This window comes from Streptomyces sp. cmx-4-9, from assembly GCF_046548835.1.
Classification (GTDB): Bacteria; Actinomycetota; Actinomycetes; order Streptomycetales; family Streptomycetaceae; genus Streptomyces.
This window is the reverse complement of the sequence record NZ_JAEBEE010000009.1, coordinates 442,324-461,204: the sequence shown is the minus strand read 5'-3', so window position 1 is coordinate 461,204 and position 18,881 is coordinate 442,324. Positions and strand designations below refer to the sequence as shown.

At 74.2% G+C, this 18,881-nt stretch carries 16 protein-coding genes; 8 read left to right on the top strand and 8 right to left on the bottom strand.

All coding sequences use genetic code 11. The annotated features are described in order from the left end of the window. Window positions 1-609 precede the first annotated feature (609 nt). Window positions 610-1,059: a PTS glucose transporter subunit IIA gene (locus ACLJTM_RS28675; protein WP_411106623.1), complete on the top strand. Its 450-nt coding sequence runs from the start codon at window positions 610-612 to the stop codon at window positions 1,057-1,059. 74 nt (window positions 1,060-1,133) lie between these two features. Next, on the top strand, window positions 1,134-2,804 hold the full coding sequence (gene ptsP / locus ACLJTM_RS28670) for a phosphoenolpyruvate--protein phosphotransferase (RefSeq protein WP_411106622.1): 1,671 nt from the start codon (window positions 1,134-1,136) through the stop codon (window positions 2,802-2,804). Between the two features lie 81 nt (window positions 2,805-2,885). Here the strand turns inward: ptsP and ACLJTM_RS28665 are convergent, their stop codons facing one another. Both ACLJTM_RS28665 and ACLJTM_RS28660 read right to left on the bottom strand, forming a co-directional pair. Next, window positions 2,886-3,830 carry a hypothetical protein gene (locus ACLJTM_RS28665; RefSeq protein WP_411106621.1) on the bottom strand — a complete coding sequence of 315 codons (945 nt, stop codon included), beginning with the start codon at window positions 3,828-3,830 and terminating at the stop codon, window positions 2,886-2,888. Between the two features lie 66 nt (window positions 3,831-3,896). After that, a complete protein-coding gene (locus ACLJTM_RS28660; RefSeq protein ID WP_411106620.1) occupies window positions 3,897-5,873 on the bottom strand; it encodes an acetoacetate--CoA ligase in 1,977 nt (658 codons plus the stop codon). 242 nt (window positions 5,874-6,115) lie between these two features. Here ACLJTM_RS28660 and ACLJTM_RS28655 point away from each other — a divergent pair, with 242 nt between their 5' ends. Then, a complete protein-coding gene (locus tag ACLJTM_RS28655) occupies window positions 6,116-8,506 on the top strand; it encodes a glycoside hydrolase family 31 protein (protein WP_411106619.1) in 2,391 nt (796 codons plus the stop codon). 259 nt (window positions 8,507-8,765) lie between these two features. Here ACLJTM_RS28655 and ACLJTM_RS28650 read toward each other — a convergent pair whose 3' ends face one another. Continuing rightward, the gene (locus ACLJTM_RS28650) at window positions 8,766-9,920 is read right to left on the bottom strand and encodes an alpha/beta hydrolase (protein ID WP_411106618.1); all 1,155 of its coding nucleotides are present in this window, start codon (window positions 9,918-9,920) and stop codon (window positions 8,766-8,768) included. A 57-nt stretch (window positions 9,921-9,977) separates the two neighbouring features. Then, window positions 9,978-10,487 (bottom strand): NUDIX domain-containing protein, encoded by a 510-nt coding sequence (locus ACLJTM_RS28645; RefSeq protein WP_411106617.1) that lies wholly within the window; start codon window positions 10,485-10,487, stop codon window positions 9,978-9,980. A gap of 23 nt (window positions 10,488-10,510) precedes the next feature. On the opposite strand from ACLJTM_RS28645, the gene ACLJTM_RS28640 reads away from it, so the two are divergent. The 4 genes from ACLJTM_RS28640 to ACLJTM_RS28625 all read left to right on the top strand — a co-directional run bounded on the left by ACLJTM_RS28640 (window position 10,511) and on the right by ACLJTM_RS28625 (window position 13,400). Then, window positions 10,511-11,329 carry a M15 family metallopeptidase gene (locus tag ACLJTM_RS28640; RefSeq protein ID WP_411106616.1) on the top strand — a complete coding sequence of 273 codons (819 nt, stop codon included), beginning with the start codon at window positions 10,511-10,513 and terminating at the stop codon, window positions 11,327-11,329. A gap of 13 nt (window positions 11,330-11,342) precedes the next feature. Further along, a complete protein-coding gene (locus ACLJTM_RS28635; RefSeq protein WP_411106615.1) occupies window positions 11,343-11,681 on the top strand; it encodes an Mpo1-like protein in 339 nt (112 codons plus the stop codon). A gap of 61 nt (window positions 11,682-11,742) precedes the next feature. Then, the gene (locus ACLJTM_RS28630) at window positions 11,743-12,213 is read left to right on the top strand and encodes a Zn-ribbon domain-containing OB-fold protein (RefSeq protein ID WP_411106614.1); all 471 of its coding nucleotides are present in this window, start codon (window positions 11,743-11,745) and stop codon (window positions 12,211-12,213) included. Next, window positions 12,210-13,400: a lipid-transfer protein gene (locus ACLJTM_RS28625; RefSeq protein WP_411106613.1), complete on the top strand. Its 1,191-nt coding sequence runs from the start codon at window positions 12,210-12,212 to the stop codon at window positions 13,398-13,400. Before ACLJTM_RS28630 ends, ACLJTM_RS28625 begins: the two co-directional genes overlap by 4 nt. A 158-nt stretch (window positions 13,401-13,558) precedes the next feature. On the opposite strand, the gene ACLJTM_RS28620 is transcribed toward ACLJTM_RS28625, so the two are convergent. The 4 genes from ACLJTM_RS28620 to ACLJTM_RS28605 are packed head-to-tail and all read right to left on the bottom strand — an operon-like array spanning window position 13,559 to window position 17,915. Then, entirely contained in the window at window positions 13,559-14,185 is a 627-nt protein-coding gene (locus tag ACLJTM_RS28620) for a GTP-binding protein (RefSeq protein ID WP_411106612.1), read from the bottom strand. After that, on the bottom strand, window positions 14,166-14,600 hold the full coding sequence (locus tag ACLJTM_RS28615; RefSeq protein WP_411106611.1) for a DUF742 domain-containing protein: 435 nt from the start codon (window positions 14,598-14,600) through the stop codon (window positions 14,166-14,168). The genes ACLJTM_RS28620 and ACLJTM_RS28615 overlap by 20 nt, the downstream gene beginning before the upstream one ends. A gap of 10 nt (window positions 14,601-14,610) precedes the next feature. Then, window positions 14,611-15,048, bottom strand: coding sequence for a roadblock/LC7 domain-containing protein (locus ACLJTM_RS28610; RefSeq protein WP_411106610.1), 438 nt, complete (start codon window positions 15,046-15,048; stop codon window positions 14,611-14,613). After that, window positions 15,045-17,915 carry a nitrate- and nitrite sensing domain-containing protein gene (locus ACLJTM_RS28605; protein ID WP_411106609.1) on the bottom strand — a complete coding sequence of 957 codons (2,871 nt, stop codon included), beginning with the start codon at window positions 17,913-17,915 and terminating at the stop codon, window positions 15,045-15,047. Before ACLJTM_RS28605 ends, ACLJTM_RS28610 begins: the two co-directional genes overlap by 4 nt. Window positions 17,916-18,337: 422 nt before the next feature. On the opposite strand from ACLJTM_RS28605, the gene ACLJTM_RS28600 reads away from it, so the two are divergent. After that, window positions 18,338-18,844 (top strand): hypothetical protein, encoded by a 507-nt coding sequence (locus tag ACLJTM_RS28600; protein ID WP_411106608.1) that lies wholly within the window; start codon window positions 18,338-18,340, stop codon window positions 18,842-18,844. Window positions 18,845-18,881 lie beyond the last annotated feature (37 nt).

Here is an 18,881-nt window from a genome sequence, read left to right as displayed (position 1 = left end):
TTTTCAAAGGAACCTCATCCACCGAAATGGACGGGGTATCAACTTCTGGCGTTGATTTTTGGCACGCTGTTGAGTTCTCAAGGGACGGACGCTTCCTTTGTACTCACCCTCTCGGGCTTTCCTCCGGCGCTTCGTTCTTCGTTTCCGACTCTATCAGACTCTTTCGTGTCCGATTCCCGGTCGAAGCGGGATTCGCTTTCCAGGATTCCGCTTTCGCGTTTCCCTTTCCGGCGAGTCCGACTCTATCAGTGCTTTTCCTTCTCCCTGACCACTCACCGGTTTACCAAAAAGGCATGCGGAAAGAAGAGGAGAGAGGAGGATCGGTACTGAAGAGGAGGATGCCCGTCCGCCAACTGTTCGCGAGAAGTTCACACGAGGTGTCGCGGCAGGAGTCACGACAGTACAGGTCCGGCAGTGGCCAGGCAAATCGATTCGGGCGTATGGTCTAGTCCACCGGTCTAGTCCACTAGTCTCCGTGCCGAAGGGCCATCCGGGTCGGGACCAACACCAGGCGAACCGGTACAACCCGTGACATATCCTTCTGAAAGTACGCCGTTCGCGACAGGTAGTGACGGCGACATGTAGCAGCCCCACCCCTGGGAGGCCCCCATGACCAGCGTGACGTCCCCACTTGCCGGGCGCGCCATCGGACTCGCGGCAGTGCCCGATCCGGTGTTCTCCGGCGCCATGGTGGGACCGGGCACGGCCATCGATCCCGCGCGTGACTCCACGGAGGCGGTGTCCCCCGTCGACGGCGTGGTCGTCTCCCTGCACCCGCACGCGTACGTGGTCGTCGACAGCGACGGGCACGGTGTCCTGACCCACCTCGGGATCGACACCGTCCAGCTCAACGGCGAGGGCTTCGAGCTGCTCGTCAACAAGGGCGACACCGTGGAGCGCGGCCAGGTCGTCATCCGCTGGAACCCTGCCGCGGTCGAGGCCGCGGGCAAGTCCCCCATCTGCCCGGTCGTGGCACTGGAGGCCTCTGCCGAGTCGCTCTCCGAGGTTGCCGAGAGCGGTGACACGAAGGCCGGGGACGTCCTCTTCAACTGGAAGTGACACCTCCGCCTATCGGGCGAGTCGGACATCCACCGCGGCGGCACAGGCCCGCCGCTCAATCGGAGACGGGTGAAATGGAGACAACGCTGCGAGGCGTCGGCGTGAGCCACGGTGTGGCGATCGGCGAGGTCCGGCACATGGGCACGGCGGTTCTCGAGCCGCCGGCCAAGCAGATCACCGCGGACGAGGCGGAGCGTGAGCAGGGGCGCGCCCGCAAGGCCGTGGAGGCTGTTTCGGCCGACCTGATCGCGCGCGGGCAGCTGGCCGGCGGCGAGGCCCAGCACGTGCTCGAGGCCCAGGCGATGATCGCCACGGACCCCGAGCTGATGGCGGACGTCGACCGGCGGATCGCCGTCGGCAGCACGGCCGAGCGTGGCGTGTACGACGCGTTCGCCTCCTACCGTGACCTGCTTGCCGGAGCGGGCGAGTACATGGCGGGCCGGGTGGCCGACCTGGACGACGTCCGCAACCGGATCGTGGCGCGCCTGCTCGGCGTGCCGATGCCGGGTGTCCCGGACAGCGACGAGCCGTACGTGCTGATCGCGCGGGACTTGGCGCCGGCCGACACCGCCCTGCTGGACCCGACGCTGGTGCTCGGCTTCGTCACCGAGGAAGGCGGGCCGACCAGCCACAGCGCCATCCTCGCGCGGGCGCTGGGCGTGCCGGCGATCGTGGCCCTGCCGGGTGCCGGTGAGATCGCCGAGGGCACCGTCATCGCGGTGGACGGCAGCACGGGCGACCTCTTCCTTGAGCCGAGCGCCGAGAAGAGGGCGGAGCTGGAGGCCTCGGCCGCGGAGCGGAAGGCGGCTCTGGCCGCCTCTTCCGGTCCGGGTGCGACCTCCGACGGCCACAAGGTGCCGCTGCTGGCCAATGTCGGCGGTCCCGCCGATGTGCCTGCGGCCGTCGAGGCGGGGGCGGAGGGTGTGGGCCTGTTCCGCACCGAGTTCCTGTTCCTGGACGACAGCAAGAAGGCTCCCTCCGAGGAGAAGCAGGTCGAGTCGTACCGCAAGGTGCTGGAGGCCTTCCCCGAGGGCCGGGTCGTCGTCCGGGTGCTGGACGCGGGCGCCGACAAGCCGCTGGACTTCCTGACGCCGGCCGATGAGCCGAACCCGGCTCTGGGTGTCCGCGGCCTGCGGGCGCTGCTCGACCACCCGGAGGTGCTGCGGACGCAGCTGACCGCGCTGGCGAAGGCGGCCCAGGGTCTGCCCGTCCACCTTGAGGTCATGGCGCCGATGGTGGCGGACCGCGCCGATGCGAAGGCGTTCGCGGACGCCTGCCGTGCGGCGGGCCTGCACGCGAAGTTCGGTGCGATGGTGGAGATCCCCTCCGCCGCGCTGCGGGCGCGCTCGATCCTGCAGGAGGTCGAGTTCCTGTCGCTGGGCACGAATGACCTGGCGCAGTACGCCTTCGCGGCGGACCGGCAGGTCGGTGCGGTCTCGCGCCTGCAGGACCCGTGGCAGCCGGCGCTGCTCGACCTGATCGCCCTGTCGGCGGACGCCGCCCGGGCCGAGGGCAAGAGCTGCGGCGTCTGCGGCGAGGCGGCGGCCGATCCGCTGCTGGCCTGTGTGCTTGCGGGTCTGGGTGTCACCTCCCTCTCGATGGGCGCCGCCTCGATTCCCTACGTGCGGGCGACCCTCGCCAAGCACACCCTCGCGCAGTGCGAGCGGGCCGCTGCGGCGGCCCGTGCGTGCGACAGCGCGGAGGAGGCCCGGGTGGCCGCCCAGGCGGTGCTGTCCGGCGAGTAGCCGACGGCGGCAACGCCAGGACCGTGGGGCCTCCGCCGGTGGCGGGGGCCCCACTGCCGTATCCGGCGCCTTCTTCTTGCGTCAGCGGTGCGGGCCCGGGGCGTCCACCTCGTATCCGGGGCAGTATTCGACGCCTGGTTCCGGGGACACCGGCTCCCCTGTGTCGGCGTCCGTGCAGTACGCGTTGAACACGGCGGCCGCGGAGAGTGCGGTCAGGCGGCCGCGGTCGAGGTGCCAGCCGTGGACCCGGTCCCTGCCGTCGGTGGTGGTGCGCAGGACGAGCCCGCCGGGGCCGCCGAGAGCGAGTCCGGCGGCGAGGACGGTCACGAAGCCGAGGCCCTCCCGGCCGTCGACCCGGGGCGGGCCGTCCGGTTCCTCGCCGCCCTGCGCGTGCAGGACGGCGACGAGCTGTTCCGCGTCGGTCGGGACGCTGCAGACGAGGTGGTGGCGGCCCGGGCCGGCGCCTGCGATCAGGCGTTCGAGTGCTTCGGTGGCGCGCTCGAAGGAGGACCGGCCGATGTCCTCCCCGCAGTCGGCGCAGCTGCCGACGCGGGACAGGAGGGTGGTGGCGTACTCCCAGGTGGCGTGGCGGACGGCCTCGTCGACGAGGAGGGGGAGCAGTTCGTCCACCGGTTGGCCGGCGTAGGGCAGCACGGCGCCTCCTGTGGCGAGCTCCGCGGTGAAGCGGGCCCGGGTCCCGGCGGCGTCGGGGTCGAGGCCGCGCTCGGCGCAGTAGCCGGCGTACTGCTCGGGGTCGAAGAGCGCGACAGTGGTGTGGATGCCCTGGGCCGCGAGGGAGCGGAGCAGGCCGTCCACATGGTGGAGGTAGTCGGGGTACTGGGCGAGGTCGTCGAAGGCGAAGGTGCGGTAGCCGCACATGGCCGCGAAGTCCTCGGCGTCGGCCAGCAGGCCGAGGGTGCTGGGGACTTCGCGGCGCAGGGTGCGGCGGGTGCCGGCGCCTTTGGCGCCGGCCCCGGCCGCGGTGCCGGTACGGGAACTGCTCCTGGTGCGGTCGGTCGGTGGCATGGCTGGCTCCCCCTGAGTAAGGCCGTCATTTCTCACTCAGAGTAATCATCGCCACTGACAGTGACCTCAGCCGCGGGTGCGAGCCAGCTCCTCGTAGAAGTGGAGGAGGTCGAGATCGTCCACGGAGCCCGGGTTGACGGCCTTCGCCATCGGCGCGCCCTGGAGGAGCCGCTTGACGGGGACCTCGATGCGCTTTCCGGTGAGGGTGTGCGGGATCCCCGGCACCTCGATGACCTCGTCCGGGACGTGGCGCGGGGAGAGCTCCTCGCGGATCGTGGCCTTGATCCTGGCGCGCAGGCCGTCGTCGAGGACGGCGCCCGGGGCGAGGTGGACGAACAGCGGCATCCAGTACCCGCCGTTCGGCTCCTCCAGTCCGATGACCAGCGACTCCTTGATCTCGGGGAGGCGTTCGACGGCCTCGTAGATGTCGGCGGAGCCCATCCGGACGCCTTGGCGGTTGAGTGTGGAGTCCGACCGCCCGTGGATGACCACCGAGCCGTGCCCGGTGATCGTGATCCAGTCCCCGTGCCGCCAGACGCCGGGGAACATCTCGAAGTAGCTGTCGTGGTAGCGGCTGCCGTCGGGGTCGTTCCAGAAGCGGACCGGCATCGAGGGCATCGGGTTGGTGACGACGAGCTCGCCGACCTCGCCGACCAGGGGCTTGCCGGACGGGTCCCAGGCCTGGAGGTCCGTGCCGAGGCAGGCCGCCTGGAGTTCGCCGATGTGGACCGGGAGGGTGGGGACGGCGCCGGCGAAGCAGCTGCACACGTCGGTGCCGCCGCTGACGGAGGCGATCCAGAGGTCCTCGGCGACCTCGTCGTGGAGCCAGCGGAAGCCGTCGGGCGGCAGCGGGGAGCCGGTGGTGGCCACGCACTTCACCGCGGACAGGTCGAAGTCCCGGCCCGGGTGGACCTCGGCCTTGCGGCAGGCCATGACGTAGGCGGCGGAGGTCCCGTACAGCGTGGCCTTCGTCCGCTCGGCGATGCGCCACTGGGCCCCGGTGTCGGGGTAGCCGGGGCTGCCGTCGTACAGCACGACGGTGGTGCCGGTGAGCAGGCCGGAGACGAGGAAGTTCCACATCATCCAGCCGGTGGAGGTGTACCAGAAGAACCGGTCCTCGGGGCCCAGGTCGCAGTGCAGGCCGAGCTGCTTGAGGTGTTCGAGGAGGATGCCGCCCTGGGACTGGACGATGGCCTTGGGCAGGCCCGTCGTACCGGAGGAGTACAGCACCCAGAGCGGATGGTCGAAGGGCACCGCCTCGAAGACGGGCTCGGTGTCCCCGGCGGTCAGGGCGGACCAGTCGAGGGCGCCCTCGGGGGCGGGGGTGCCGAGCAGCGGCACGTGGACGACGGCCCGCAGCGAGGGCAGTTCGGCGCGGAGCTCGGCGACGGTGTCGCGGCGGTCGTGCTCCTTGCCTCCGTAGCGGTAGCCGTCGACGGCGAAGAGGACGACCGGCTCGACCTGCTGGAAGCGGTCCAGGACGCTGCGGGCGCCGAAGTCGGGGGCGCAGGAGGTCCAGACGCCGCCGACCGCGGCGGTGGCGAGGAGGGCCGCGACGGCCTCGGGGATGTTGGGGAGGTAGCCGCTGACCCGGTCGCCGGGGCGTACGCCGAGGGCGCGCAGTTCGGCGGCGAGCGCGCCGACCTGGCGGCGGAGCTCGGCCCAGCTGACGGGGGTGGCGTCGTGGGTCTCGTCCACGGACAGCAGGGCGGGGTCGCCGGCGCGGGCCGGGTCCTCGCCGGCGCGCAGGGCGTGCTCGGCGTAGTTCAGGGTGGCTCCGGCGAACCAGTGCGCTCCGGGCATGGAGCGGTCGGCGAGGACGGACTCGTACGGGGTGCTGAACCGGACGTCGAACCAGTCGGCTACGGCCTGCCAGAAGGTGTCGAGAGCCTCGACGGACCAGCTGTGCAGGGCGGGGTAGCCGCCGTCCGCCGGGGCCCCGTACCGCTCGGCGGCCCAGGCCTGGAAGGCGGTGATCCGGGCCGCGGCGATCCGGTCGGGGCCAGGGGCCCAGAGGGGTTCCGGCGGCGTGGCTGAGGTCATGGGTCGGCTCCCGGTCAGATCTGTGGCTCGCGCTTCGTGTGCGTACGGTGCCATCGCGCGGCGGGTGGGTGCGCGGCGGCTCACAGGGACCATGCCATGTGATCGAGATCCGCACCAGAGTCGTCGGCGCCACTCCCCGGGCGCGCCGTGGAGGGGTGTCAGCCGGTCGCCGGTGATCGCCTGCGGGTGAACGGCAGTTGAACGCAGCACCCGCGGCAGGGGCCCGGTGGCAGGGTGCTTCCATGGACGGTCGTGATCTGGTGCGTGCGGTCAGGGACATCGGTACGGAGCGCGGACGGCGGGCCTGGCTGTCGGCCTGGCGCCACCGGCGCGCGGATGCGGTGGGGCTTGCGCGCCGGGGCGCGGAGCGGGCGCGGGTGCCGGGGCTGCTGACGGGGACGGAGCCCCGCCCGGGCGGGGGCGTGCTGCGGTTCGCCCGCTCGGAGCTGCTGGTGCGGGTGACCGTGGGCGGCGCCGTCTTCTGGAGCTGGGACGGGGCCGGGCCGACGCCTTCGTACGCGGTGGTGGGCAGTGGGCCGGCCCCGGATCCGCGGGCCGCGCTGGAGCCGGACACCGGGGGCGGCTGGCGGGTGGTGTCGGAGCGGGTGACGGTGGCGGTGTCCCGGCACGGGGCGGTGGAGGTGCGGACCCCGGGCGGGGCGGTGCTGCGGCGGGAGCTGCCGCCGCGCTGGTGGGAACCGGTGTCCGCCGGGGAGGGGGCCCCGCGGGCGGCGCGCTGGCTGCAGCGCAGCGAGGTGCCCGCGGACGCGCGGTTCTTCGGGCTCGGCGGGCGGGCGGCGGGGCCGCGGCTGCGGGACGGGGTGTACCGGCTGTGGAACACCGACCCGAAGGGCGGCTTCGGACCGGGAGACGACCCGCTGTACATCACGATGCCGGTGCAGCTGGTGGTCGCGGACGCGGGGACGCACCTGGTCTTCCACGACAACTCCTGGGACGGGCGGGTGACGCTGCGCGAGGGTGAGGAGGGCGCCGGATCGGGCGCGGACCGGCCGGGGACGAGCGAGCTGCGGGCGGAGGGCGGGCCGCTGCGCTGCTGGGTGCTGACGGGCACTCCGGCGCGGGTGCTGCAGGGCTGGTCGGGGCTGACGGGCGCGGCGGCGGTGCCCCCGCAGTGGGCGCTGGGGTACCAGCACGCGAAGTGGGGCTTCGACAGCGCGGCCGAGGTGCGGCGGGTGGTCGCGGGCTATGCGGAGCGCGGCTTCCCGCTGTCGGTGGTGCACCTGGACATCGACCACTACGACGGGCACCGGGTCTTCACCGTGGACGAGGAACGGTTCGCGGACCTGCCGGGGCTGGCCCGGGACCTGGGCGAACGGGGGGTGCGACTGGTCTCCATCGTGGATCCGGCGGTGAAGGCCGGGGACCCGGTGCACGCCGCGGGGCTGGCGGTGGGTGCACGCGGGGCCTTCGTCCGGGACGCCCGGGGCGCGGAGGTCCGCGGCGAGGTCTGGCCGGGGACCTGCGCCTATCCGGACTTCACGGATCCGGTGGTGCGGGAGTGGTGGGGCGGGCTCTACGAGGAGCGGCTGGCGCGGGGCTTCGCGGGCTTCTGGCACGACATGAACGAGCCGGTGTCCTTCGCCCCCGTGGGGGATGCCACGCTGCCGCGGTCGGCGCGGCACGCGATGGACGGCGCGGGCGGGGACCACCGCGAAGGGCACAACGTGTACGGGCTCGCGATGGCGCGCGCGGGCTGGGAGGGCCTGGTGCGGCTGCGGCCCGCCGAGCGCCCGTTCCTGTTCTCCCGCTCGGGGTGGGCGGGGATGCAGCGGTACGGGGGCAGTTGGTCCGGCGACGTGGAGAGCAGCTGGGCGGGGCTGCGGGCGTCCTTGGCGCTGGTGATGGGGCTGGGGCTGTGCGGGGTGCCGTACTCGGGGCCGGACGTGGGGGGCTTCGGCGGGACCCCGTCGGACGAGCTGTACCTGCGGTGGCTACAGCTCGGCGCGTACCTGCCGCTGTTCCGGACGCACTCGGCGATCTGGGCCGGGCGGCGGGAGCCGTGGGAGTTCGGGCCGGAGGTGGAGGAGCACGCGCGGGCCGTCATGGCGGAGCGGGAGCGGCTGCGCCCGTACTTCGTGACGCTGGCGCACCTGGCGCGGCGGACCGGGGCCCCGTACGTGCGGCCGCTGTGGTGGGGGGCGCCGGAGGAGCGGTCGCTGCGGGACTGCGAGGACGCCTTCCTGCTGGGCGACGCCCTGCTGGTGGCGCCGGTGCTGGAGTGCGGGGCGGACCGGCGGGCGGTGCGGCTGCCGCGGGGCCGGTGGTACGACACGGCGACCGGGACGGCGTACGAGGGGCCCGGCCAGATCCTGCTGGACGCACCGCGCGGGCGGATCCCGGTGCTGGCGCGGGCGGGGTCGGTGGTCCCGGTACGGGCCGGCGCGAACGGCGGGAGCGGGGACGGGGACGGGCCGGGCGACGGGGTGGTCCTGGAGGTGTGGGCCCCGGCGCAGGGGCGCACGGGCGGCGGGGTGGTGGTCAGGGATCCGGGGCCGGGCTTCGAGGCGGGCGTGGTGGAGCGGTACGCGGTACGCCGGCTGGGCGGGGCGGTGGTGGTCGAGGACGAGGAGGGCAACCCGGTGGAGGAGGGCGTGGTCGTGCGGGGGCTCTGACGCGCAGGACGGAGCGGTGACCGGCCGGGCAGCCCCCGCCGGGGGCCCCGCCGGGGCGGCCCGCCGGGGGTCCTTCGCTGGGGCGGCCCGCCGGGGGTCCTTCGCCGGGGCGGTCCCCCGCCGGGGCAGTCCCCCGCCGGACAGGCCTTCCCCGGGGCGGTCCCCCGCCGGACAGCCCTCCCCCGCCGGGGCAGTCCCCCGCTGGGGCCGTCCTCCCCCGGGGCGGCCCCCCGCCCCGGCGGCGGTGCTCCCCCGCCGGTCACCCCTCCGGCCGGGTGGCTCCGTATCCCGGGTCGGCGTGGCGGACCCGGGTGGCGAAGTCCTCTACCGCGTCGCTGACGGCATGGAAGCGCAGGGAGGGGAAGAGGTCGAAGTTGTGCTGCGTGCCCGGGAGTTCGGCGTAGGCCACCGGTCCGGCGGACGTCCGGCCGAGCGCGGCGGCGAAGTGGCGTGCGTCCTCGACCAGGACCAGGGTGTCCAGCGCGCCGTGGACGATGAGGAACGGCGGGGCTCCGGGGTGCAGGTGGGCCAGCGGAGTGGAGTCGGCGGCGCCGTCGGCCTGCCCGTAGTAGCCGTAGAAGGCGATCACCCCTGCCACCGGGCCGCCGTCCGGGCCGCCCGGCGTGCGTGATGCGGTGAGGGCGGCCGTGGCCGCCAGGTGCGCGCCGGAGGAGCCCCCGGCGAGGAACAGCGCCCCCGGATCGGCGCCGAGGGCGGCGGCGTTCTCGCGCACCCACCGGACGGCGCGGCGCACGTCCGCGAGCCGGTCGGCGTAGGTCAGGGAGCCGCCCAGCCGGTAGTCGGCGCTCACGCACACCCAGCCGCGGCCGGCGAGCCGGTGGAACAGCGGGCGCGCGCCCAGCAGCCTGCTGCCGGTGCGGAAGCCGCCGCCGTGGAGGTAGAGGAGCACCGGCGCGTCCCGCGCCCCCGAGCGGGGGGCGTACACGTCCAGGAGGTGGCCGCGGCCGGCGTCCCCGTAGCGCAGGCCGGCCGTCCTGCGCACCCCGGGCCGGTAGGAGACCAGGGGCAGCACCAGCAGGCGGAGCAGCCGGCGCAGCCCGGGGCGCGGCCGCGGGTCGACCGTCCGCGGTCCCAGTGCCTGCCGCAGCGCGGCCTCCAGCCGGGGGCGGGCGGTGCGGGTCCGCACCGCGAGCGCCAGCAGGCCTGCCGCGGTGGCGGCGGCGGTGCCCGCGCCCAGCCACCACGCGGGGGTGCCGGTGCTTCCTGACGTCAGGGCGGGCAGGGCGCCGGCGGCGAGCAGGTACAGGGCGAGGAACGGCTGCTCGTTGATCAGGAACGTCAGGACGAAGCTGAGGGTGAAGGGGGTCGAGCGGGGCGGTCGCGGCGGGCGCAGGGCGAGCGCCGTCATGAGCACGATCATTCCGCTGCTGCTGAGCACCTGGACGAACGGCACCGGTCCTCCCCCGAACCTCCCGTGGACGTGCAGGACACCGGCCCGGTCGGGCCGGGTTCAGCCGTAGGCGCCCGCGAACCAGTTCGCCGCCGCCCGGGTGTGCAGGGGGAAGGCGAGGTCGGCCGGGGCGCGCAGGACGTGCCATCCCGTGGTCTCGTCGGTGGCTGCCGAGGCGGGCAGGTCGGCGGTCGGGCGGGGTGGGAGCAGACCGAAGAGCAGCAGGTGGCCCGCCGGGGAGCTGAGGGCGTCGGCGAGGGCGACGTCCTCGGCGGCTGCGGTGATGCCGGTCTCCTCGCGCAGTTCGCGCACGACGGCCTCGCGCCAGTCCTCGCCGAAGTCCATGAAGCCGCCGGGCAGGGCGATCCCGCCGAGGGCCGGTGCGATGGTGCGCGTGATGACGACCAGGCCGGTGCCGTGCTCGTCCTCGACGGGGAGGAGTGTGACGGCGACCGGGAGCGGGTTGCGGTAGGCGACGGCCCCGCACGCGGTGCACCGGCGGGGCCAGTCGGCCGAGCCGTACGGCGCTCCGCAGGTGGAGCAGTGCGAGTCCTTCAGCGGTGCCTGCATGCGCCGATGGTATGCCAAGGGGTATGCGGAGAAGGGCTGTTGCGGCAGTGGTCGCGGGACTGGCGGCGGTACTGGCGGCGGGGCCGCCGGGCGGGAGCGCGGAGGCCGGAGCAGCCGGCGGGGCCGGGGGCGACGCGAGGGTCGACAAAGTGGCCGGGCGCGGCGCAGTGGCCGGGCGCGGCGCAGTGGCCGGGCGCGGCGGGCGGGTCGCGCCGTCGGGGTTCGCCGCCCTGCGCGAGGTCGATCCGAGCATCCGCCAGGACATGCGGTACGCCGGTGCGCACAATTTCACCGGCGGCGTGGTCGACGGGTACGAGGAGCCCGTCTGCCTGCTCGGCCGTCCGGCCGCCGAGGCGCTGCGGCGGGCCCAGCGCGGACTGCTGCGGCGCGGGTATGTGCTCCGGGTGTACGACTGCTACCGGCCGCAGCGGGCCGTGGACCAGTTCGTGCGCTGGGCGCGCTCGGCCGAGGGGCCCGGCGACGCGCGGACCAAGGCCGAGTTCCACCCGCACGTGGACCGTGACCGGCTGATTCCCGAGGGGTACATCGCGCCGAAGTCCGGCCACAGCCGCGGGAGCACGGTCGACGTGACCCTGGAGCGGCTCGCGGGCGGGGCGCTCGACATGGGGACGCCGTTCGACTACTTCGACCCGCTGTCGCACACCGCCGACCCCCGGGTCGGCGCGGCGGCCCGGGCCAACCGGCAGCTGCTGGTGCAGGCGCTCGGGGCGCAGGGCTTCGTCAACCTGCCCGAGGAGTGGTGGCACTTCACCCTGCGGCCCGAGACCTTCCCCGGGACGCACTTCGACTTCCCGGTCTCTGTCGCCTCCGTGCGGCCGTGAGTACCGTGCCCGCATGACCTTCCGTTCGTACGAGGAGTTCTGGCCCTACTACGTCGCCATGCACTCCCGCGCCGCCACCCGCTGGATCCACCTCACCGGGACCCTGACCGGTCTCGCGGTGACGGCCTACGGGCTGGCGCGCGGCCGGTGGCGCCACCTCGCCGCGCTGCCCCTCATCGGGTACGGGACGGCCTGGCCCGCGCACTTCCTGGTCGAGGGGAACAACCCGGCGACCTTCGGCCATCCGGGGTGGTCGCTGCGCGGGGATGCGCAGATGATCCGGATGATGCTGTCCGGCCGGGACGCCGAGCTGGCCGTGATCGCGCAGAAGTGGCTTGCCGAGAACCGGTGACCGGGTGCGCCCTCCCGTGGCACACTCCTGACGATCCGTCAGATTCGGTTGGGGAGGGGTCTTGGCACTCACACGCACACCCGTCGTCGACGGGTGGTTCACCGAGCACGGGCCGGACGGCGGCTTCCGGCTGCTCGGCACCCGCTGCACCGCCTGCACCGCCGTGTTCTTCCCGCGCGAGGACGCGTACTGCCGCAACCCGCACTGCCCCGGCGGCGGTGAGCTGGCCGAGGCCGCGCTGTCGCCGCGCGGGCGCGTCTGGTCCTACACCGACGGGCGCTACCGGCCGCCCGCCCCGTACGTGTCCGACCCGGACGCGCCCTGGGAGCCGTACACGCTCATCGCCGTGGAGCTGGAGTCGGAGGGCATGGTCGTGCTCGGGCAGGCGGCGCCCGGGGTGGGCGTGGCCGACCTGGCGGTGGGCATGGAGGTCGAGGTGGTGGGCGGCGTGCTCAACGAGGACCGTGCCGCGGGGACCGCGTGGACGAGCTGGCGGTTCCGGCCGGTCGCGGACCCCGGCGGTACGGCGTGAGCGCCGAGGTCGCCGTCCTCGGCGCCGGGATGCACCCGTGGGGCAAGTGGGGGCGCAGCTTCGTCGAGTACGGCCGCGCCGCCGCCCGGAGCGCACTGGCCGACGCCGGACTGGACTGGACGGACGTGCAGTCGGTGGTCGGCGCCGACACGGTGCGCGGCGGCTACCCGGGCTACGTGGCCGGAGCGACCTTCGCCCGGGCCCTCGGCTGGCAGGGGGCCCGGGTGACGAGCGTCTACGCGGCCTGCGCGTCCGGGGCCCAGGCGGTCGGGGCCGCGCGGGCCCAGATCCTCGCCGGACTGGCCGACGTGGTGCTGGTGGTGGGGGCGGACGCCGCGCCCAAGGGGTTCTTCGCACCGGCGGGCGGCGAGCGGCCCGAGGATCCCGACTGGCTGCGCTTCCGGGTGCTGGGGGCCACCAACCCGGCGTACTTCGCGCTGTACGCGCGCCGCCGGATGGCCGTGTACGGCGACACCCCGCAGGACTTCGCCCAGGTCAAGGTGAAGAACGCGGCGGCCGGGGCGCTCAATCCGAACGCCCGCTACCGCACGGCGGTGACGGCCGACGAGGTCGCCGCCTCGGCCGTGGTCGCGGACCCGCTGCGCCTGCTGGACATCTGCGCGACCTCCGACGGGGGCGCGGCCCTGGTACTGAGCAGCATGGACTTCGCACGCGCGCGCGGGATCACCGACCCGGTGCGGATCCGGGCGGTGTCCACGGTGACGCCGACCTATCCGCGGACCGTCCTGGATCTCCCCGACATCGCCACCGACTCCACGGCGGCGGTGCGTCCGGCGCCGGGGTCGTTCCGGTCCTCCATCGCCCGCGCCGCCTACGAGGAGGCCGGGCTCGGGCCGGACGACCTCTCGCTCGCCGAGGTGTACGACCTGTCCACGGCGCTGGAACTGGAGTGGTACGAGGACATCGGGCTCTGCGGGGAGGGCGAGGGGGCGAAGCTCGTACGGGAGGGGGCGACGGCCCTCGGCGGGCGGATCCCGGTGAACACCAGCGGCGGGCTGGCCTCCTTCGGGGAGGCGGTGCCCGCGCAGGCCATCGCCCAGGTGTGCGAGCTGACCTGGCAGCTGCGCGGTACGGCCGGAGACCGGCAGGTCCCCGGGGCGCGGGCCGGGATCACCGCCAACCAGGGCCTGTTCGGACACGGGTCGGCCGTCGTCGCCGTGCGCTGAACAGCGGGTGTTGTCGGGATGCTTGACGGCCCTCCGCGGCGGGTTCACACTCGCTCCACAGTCCCGCGCCGTGACCGGGACACCCCAGCCCCCCATGAGAGCCGCGGCCCGTACCCCAGTCGGCGGGGGTACGGGCCGCCTCCTTGTCGGGCCCCTGGTCAGGCGCCCGGCGTCAGGCTCCGGCGGCGGGCGCGGGCCAGCGACATCGCGTGTTCCACGACCCCGACCAGCACGTCCTTGACGGACTCCCGGTCGCGGGCGTCGCACAGCAGCACCGGCACCTCGGCGTCGAGGTCGAGGGCGTCCCGTACGGTCACCACGGGGTGCCGGTCCGCGCCGTCGAAGCAGTTCACCGCGACCACGAACGGGATCCCGCGCCGTTCGAAGTAGTCGACGGCGGCGAAGCAGTCCGCGAGGCGGCGGGTGTCGGCGAGCACGACGGCGCCCAGCGAGCCCTGGGACAGCTCGTCCCACAGGAACCAGAAGCGGTCCTGGCCGGGCGTGCCGAACAGGTACAGCACCAGGTCCTCGCGCAGGGTGATACGTCCGAAGTCCATGGCCACGGTCGTCGTCTTCTTGCCCTCCACTCCCCCGGTGTCGTCGATGGCGGCGCCGGGTTCCGAGAGCCGTTCCTCGGTCCGCAGCGGTCTGATCTCGCTGACCGCACTGACCAGGGTGGTCTTGCCCACCCCGAAGCCGCCCGCGACCAGGATCTTCAGGGTCAGCGGCTCGACCGGCGACACGGCATGCATCGCGCCGGTGCGGCTAGAGCGCCCGAAGGCCATCGATCACCTCACGCAGAATGGATTCATCGGGGAGTTCGGCCGGAGGTACCGGCCGGGTCACATGGACCAGTTCGTCGTCGACCAGGTCGCCGATCAGGACGCGGACGACCCCGACCGCGAGGTCGAGTTCCGCCGCCAGCTCCGCGACCGACTGCGGCCGGTCCCGGCACAGGCCCAGGATGTGGGCGTGCTCGGGGGCCAGGGTCAGGTCCCAGACCGGGTCGTCGGCGGCCGCTTCGGCGACGACGAGCGCGATCAGGTCGAGGCGGTGCTGGCCCGCGTGGCTGGTCCGGCCACGGGTCATCGCGTACGGGCGCACCACGGGGCCCGCGTCGTCGTCGAACCAGTGCGGGTGTTCGTGTCCGCGGACGGCGGCAGGGGTGTCGGTGGGGTGGTCCTGGCCGGGTTCGCTCATGCCGTCCGACTCACCCTCCGGTTGGCAGCCCGGCGCGCGGGGCGGTCGCCAGGTGGTCGCCCACCCGCTTGACCATGAGCGTCATCTCGTAGGCGACCTGGCCGACGTCGGAGTCCGCGTCGGACAGGACGGCCAGGCAGCTGCCGTCCCCGGCCGCCATCACGAAGAGGAAGGCCTCGTCGAGTTCGACGACGGTCTGGCGCACCGTGCCGGAGTCGAAGTGCCGGCCGACGCCCTTGGCCAGGCTGTGGAAGCCGGAGGCGACGGCCGCCAGGTGCTCGCTGTCCTCCCGCGTCAGGTCCTTGGAGCTGCCGGTGGGCAGGCCGTCGCCGGACAGGACCACCGCCTTGCGGATGCTGGCGACGCGGTCGACGAGCTCGTCGAGGAGCCAGTTGAGCGGGCCGGAGCCGCGGCCCCTGCTGTCGTTGCCGGTCTGCGGTGCGGTCATCGACCGTCCCCTTCGTTCTCGTGCGCGGGACCGTCGGCGGCGGGGGTGCCGGCCTCGGCCTCGGACTGCTGCTTCCTGTGCTGGGTGCGGCCCGCCGTCCAGCCGCGCTGGAGGGCGGCCATGCGGGACCGCACCTCCTCCGCGTCCCGGTCGGGTGCCGGCTGCGCCTCGGGGGACGCGGGGGCGGTGGCCGCGGGGTTCTTCAGCTGCGGCGCCAGGTTCGCCTGGCGGACCCGCCGGGGCAGCACGCCGGCCCCCGGGGCGGGGTCCGCGGCGCTCTGCCCGGGAGTGGCGGCGGGGGGCGGGACCGCGGAGACCGGGCGGGGGTCGACGCGGCGGCCGTGCTCGGCGACCAGGGTCGGGGTGGGGCGGCGGCGCGGGAGCGGCACGGCGCCACCGGTACGGGCGCCCTCGGGGCGGGCCGCGTCCCGGCGCGGGTTGTCCAGGCGGACGGGTCCGGTGGGGGCCAGCGGCTCGCGGCCGGCGCCGGGGCGCCGTTCGCCGGGCCGGGCTCCGTGCCGTTCGGCGTCGCGGTCGCGCAGGGCGTCACGGTCGCGCCCGCTGTCGCGGTCGCGGTCCCGCAGCGCCTCCCGGTCCCGGAAGCCCTCGGCGTCGCCCTTCCAGGCGCCGCTGCGCTCGGCCTGCCGACCGGTGTGCGGCCGGTCCGCGGGGCGCAGCCCGAGCAGGGCGCTGCGCGGGGTGCCGTTGGGCGGGGTCTCGTCGTCCAGGGTGGCCATGGCCGGGCGGGCGGCGGCCGGGTCCGGGGCGGCGGGGTCGTCGAGGCCGGGTACGGCGTCCAGGCCGAAGGCGCCGAGAGGGGCTTCCAGCTCCACGGGGCCGCGGAGGTCGGCGGGCGGCAGCTGGCGGCCGGAGGGGACCCGTTCGACCGCGGGGGAGGTCCGCGCGGCCGGGACGGTACGGGGTCCGCTGGCCCCCTTGCCGACGGCCGTCCGCACGCCGGCGCCGTCGGTCTCGGGGGCCTCGGTGAGCAGGGCCACGGGGAGGAAGACCACCGCGGTGGTGCCCCCGTACGGGCTGCGCTGGAGCACCACCTTGATGCTGTGGCGCCGTGCGAGGCGGCTGACGACGAACAGGCCGAGCCGGTCGGTGTCGGAGAGTTCGAACTCGGGGGTCTCGGCGAGCCGCAGGTTCGCGTCGAGCAGCGCTTCGGGGTTCATGCCGAGGCCGCGGTCGTGGATCTCCAGCGTGAAGCCGTTGGCCACGCGTTCCCCGTGCACCTGGACGGCGGTGTGGGGCGGCGAGAACACGGTGGCGTTCTCCAGCAGTTCGGCGACGAGGTGGGTGACGTCGGCGACGGCCGGACCGGCGATGCCCAGGCGCGGCAGGCGGCGCACCTCGATGCGCTCGTAGTCCTCGACCTCGGCGACGGAGGCCCGGACGACGTCCATGAGCTGGACGGGTTTGCGCCACTGCCGGGAGGGCGCGGCGCCGGAGAGGATCACCAGGCCCTCGGCGTGGCGGCGCATGCGGGTGGTCATGTGGTCGAGGCGGAAGAGGTCGGCGAGTTCCTCGCTGTCCTCCGTACGGCGTTCCATCGTGTCGAGCAGGGTCAGCTGGCGGTGCAGCAGCACCTGGTTGCGGCGGGCCAGATTGACGAAGACCTCGGACACGCCGCGGCGCAGCTCGGCCTGTTTGACGGCTGCCTCGACGGCGGCCCGCTGGAGGGTGTTGAGGGCCAGGCCGACCTGGCCGACCTCGTCCTTCTCGTACTCCAGGCGGGGCGCCTCGGTCTCCACGTCCACGTGCTCCCCGGCGGCGAGGCGGCGCATCACGCCGGGCAGCCGGACTCCGGAGGCCTCGTGGGCCTCCTTGCGGAGCCGGGACAGGTCGCGGATCAGGTCGCGGCCGATGCGTACGGAGAGCACCAGGGACACGGTCAGGGCGATGAAGCCGAGGACGCCGGCCACGGCAGCCTGGACCAGGACGTCCATGGCGGCGGGTTCGACCCGCTTCTGGTAGCGGTCCCCGGCATCGGTGCCCATGGCGGCGAGGTCGTCGAGGACCTTGCCGGCGCCGGCGTCCCATTGGGCGGCGGTGACCTTGGGGTTCTTGGCGGCGCCGCCGGACAGGAGGCGTTCTTCGGCGTCGCGCAGCGCCTTGGTGTCGGCGCCGCCCCAGTACTCCTCGAAGCGCTTGCGGTCGGCGTCGGGGAGGATCGCGAGATTGCTCTCGTAGAGCAGGGTGCGGTTGGCCATCAGGTCGGAGACGCGCCGCAGGTCGGTGGCGCTGACGCTGTGCGCGGCGAGGGCCGAGGCCACGACGGCGTCCTCGCGGGAGAGCGTCTCCCGGGCGCGGGTGATGCCGACGAGGGCGCGGCCCTGCTTGTCCAGCTCCACGTTCTCCAGGGCGTGGAGGTTCATGAGGAACTCGTAGCAGGGGTCGACGAGGCGGCTGTAGAGCTCCAGTGCCTGGCTGGGGTCGAGGGTGTTCTGGTCGACGGAGCGGCGCAGGGCGCTGATGCCGTGGAGGCCGGCCAGCAGGGAGCGCAGGCGCTGGGCGTTGGCTGCGCTGAGCTCGTCGGTGACCTCGGGGTCCCGGGCGTTCACGCCGATCCGTTCGACGACTGCGTCGGTGGCGGCCCGGTTCTCGGCGAGTGCGGCGGTCGCGGTCGAGGCGCGGGGGTCGCCCAGCACGACGAGGCTCTGGCGGCGTTCCTGCTGGACGACGCGGACGACGTCCTCGACGGGGTAGCCGACCTTGTCGATGACGTAGGCGACATCGAGGAGTTGGACGGCCTGCCGGCCCGTGATGACCGTGGCGAAGCCCCAGAGGGCGGTCAGGGAGACGAGCGGCACAAGGAGCAACGCCACGATCTTCCGGCGGATGGACTTCCCGCGAAAGCGCATGGCCTCCCCAGCCTCCCCCAGCTCAACCCCGCTGCCGGGGGTAGGTGTTCCGTCATTTAAACGGCGTGAGCCTACTACTGCCGTGGCGTTGCTTCGAAGGCGTGTCCGGACGTTTTCGGCCGGACTCCCGGACGAGGATCACGAGTTGTCCGATACCTCCGGTCAAGAGCACGCCGATTTGCGGCAGATGGCTCCTGGTGGGGCTTCGGTTCCCGCATCGGGATGGATGGCTGGAATTATTCGTTCCGCCCCTCTTTCCCTCTTCGGGTGTCCGCGATGCGGGAATCTCCGGGCCGTCCCGGACGTCCTTCTGTTCGAGGGGGCGCATGGGAACGGCAGACGGGGTAGACGCACTGCACGACGGCGTGAACCGGGTGCAGCGGCAGGCAGGGCGGGACCGCATGGTGGGGAGTGAGCGGACCATGGACAGGTACGAGGACGACCGGGGGCCGGACGGCGGCGCAGCGGCCGGGATGCACGGGCGCGGACTGTGGGTGGAGGAGCCGGCCCGCCGGCGGCGGATGCCCGATCCGGTGCGGGATGCGGCGGTGCGGGCCGTCCTGGTCGTGGCACTGACCCTGATCCAGGCGACGGTCACCTTCTTCCTCGCCCTCACCGCCTCGTGGCTGGCCCTCCCGATGACGCTGGGCGCGGTCGCCGGGACGATCGTGGCCACCTGGGCGGTCCTGGACGTGTGGATCACCCGGCAGACCTGGATCCAGCGGTACGGGGTCGTGTCGGAGCCCAGCAGCTCGGCGCGGGCCCGCCACCGCGAGGCCCGGCGGGCGGAGCGGGCGCAGCGGCCGGCGCGCGGAGAGCGGGCTCGGCGGCCCGCGCGCGCGGACCGGGCGCAGCGGCCGGAGCGCGAGCCCGGCCCGGTCCGGATACGCCGCGAGGACGCACGCCTCGCGGCTCCGGGCCGCGGCTGAGGCGTGTGCCGGGGCCGCGTGCCGCGCGGCCGGCAGG